Source organism: uncultured Clostridium sp. (assembly GCF_934754915.1).
Taxonomy (GTDB): domain Bacteria; phylum Bacillota; class Clostridia; order Clostridiales; family Clostridiaceae; genus Clostridium.
In genome coordinates this window covers 1-2,018 of sequence record NZ_CAKVKB010000312.1, presented here as the reverse complement: position 1 = coordinate 2,018, position 2,018 = coordinate 1, and the positions used below count along the sequence as shown (strand labels likewise).

Here is a 2,018-nt window from a genome sequence, read left to right as displayed (position 1 = left end):
CAATAGCAATTAAGCATATTCCAATATAAGGAATTCCTTTGCGATTTGTTTTGGAAAAAATCTTTGGCATCATATTTTCTTCAGCCATTCCCATTAAAACTCTTGCTGAACAAGGCAATATTGCATTTAATGTACTAATACCTGCACAAAGTGCTACAATTGCAATCCAAATCTTACCTATATTTCCTAATAAATTTTCTGCATAAATCATATGTGGAATATCACTTGTTGCAAGTATATCTCTATCTACATAATTTTGCATACCTGTTCCCATGATTATTTGTACAAAAAATAACAGTACTAATCCTAGAATCATTGAAAGTAATACATCCCTTTTGGGATTTTTCAATTCTTTTGCAACAGGAATAACAAACTCACAACCAATAAATAACCAAAATGCTGTAGCAGATAAAGAAAAAATTCCAAGTCCAGTAACTGAAGGAGCTGTTTGTTCTGTTGTAGAAATCACATTTCCAATACCAAGCTTAAAACAGCCAATTGCTCCAAGAATTATCATTGAACCAATTAAGATTGCTACGACAAGATTTTGTGTTTTAGAGAAAATATCTGTTCCCATAAAATTTAATCCTGCAATAATTAATAAGGTTATTACACTGAATATGACTGCTGGTATATTTGGAAAAAATTCATGAAATACTGATCCTAACATTGCAAGTTCAATAGATGTTGCAAAAATCATTGTAATAACATATGCAGAAATATTTGATATTATAGATGCAACTGGCCCTAATCCTACTAATGTATATTGACCTAATCCTCCATCTACTTCTGGCATTAATCTATGTAATTCTCCAAAAGACAGAGCCACAAAACAATTTAAAACCAATACAATTGCTAATGGTATGAAAAAATTATTTCCAGCTAATCCCACTCCATTTGCTAAAGATAGTAGTGCACTTGTTGCTACAATTTGTCCCACACATACTGCTATTGCACTTGGTAATCCTAATTTTTTATTTTTATTCTTCATAAGCAAATCTCCCTTTCATTTTTCTATTTATACATATTCCTAGGCTAATGTATTTAATAAAAAGAAAAACAGCAAAAGCGTATTTTAAAATTTAAAAATCAACGCCTTTGCTGTTCTTATATATATTATATGTAAATAAAAAAATCAATACTAGTACATTTCCGAACTACTTTAATCCTGTGGGGTAGTATAGTGTGTAGATGCAGACAGATGCGCTTATAATGATATAATAAGGGTTTTCTTCGCTGTACACATCCAATAAATAACAGAAGTAATACAATACATTGAGTGTTTATGAAAGTTAAAATATTCAAATTTTAGGATATGTAACAATCATAAATTTATTTTATTCAATTGTAGAATTATTCAAGTATTTTTGCACTATCATAGTGGCTCAACACCAAAAACTGCGCTTGACAAATATTTTTCCAATATTTACAGATAAAAAAAGCACTTAAAATCCTGTAATCTATAGTTGTGAAATAATTAGATTATGAGGATAAATAAGTGCATATAAGAATTTTTTTCAGAATGTAATAAACGTGTCTTGACAGTTTAATGCTGTCAAGAACACATTTTGGTGTTGAGCCAATATTTTTACAAGAGAGGAGAAATAGATTTGGCAGTTATTTTATGGTTAGCATGTGCTGTTATTTGTTATTTAGTAGCTCAATCAAAAGGAAGAAATCCAGTTATTTGGTTTATAGGTGGAGGTATTTTTGGAATATTTGCAGTTGCATTATTATTATTACCAAGGAAATATTAATTGATGCTTAATAAATACAAATTCTATCGGATAGAATTCACAATCGGTTTGTTTGACTTAGCATATTTATATGTAACAAACATAAAAATCAAATATATATTATTATCATGTAATAAAGAAAAGGAATATTTGAGGCAAAAAAAGCTTTGAATATTCCTTTTTCTATTTTAGACCAGCTAATAATTGGACCTATGTCAATATAGTAGACACATTTTTTTAGTTTTTTAAGCAGATTTTAAAATAAGATTTTCATAATCTTGT

General features: G+C 28.7%; 2 protein-coding genes. One reads left to right on the top strand and one right to left on the bottom strand.

Going from position 1 to position 2,018, the window contains the following annotated elements; all coding sequences use genetic code 11:
- Positions 1-991 (bottom strand): APC family permease (locus tag Q0F58_RS19225; protein WP_294379669.1); only part of this gene is annotated, 991 nt, incomplete at its 3' end.
- Positions 992-1,610: 619 nt separating this feature from the next.
- Between Q0F58_RS19225 and Q0F58_RS19220 the strand changes: the two genes are divergently transcribed.
- Positions 1,611-1,757 carry a hypothetical protein gene (locus tag Q0F58_RS19220; protein WP_294379668.1) on the top strand — a complete coding sequence of 49 codons (147 nt, stop codon included), beginning with the start codon at positions 1,611-1,613 and terminating at the stop codon, positions 1,755-1,757.
- Positions 1,758-2,018: the final 261 nt, after the last annotated feature.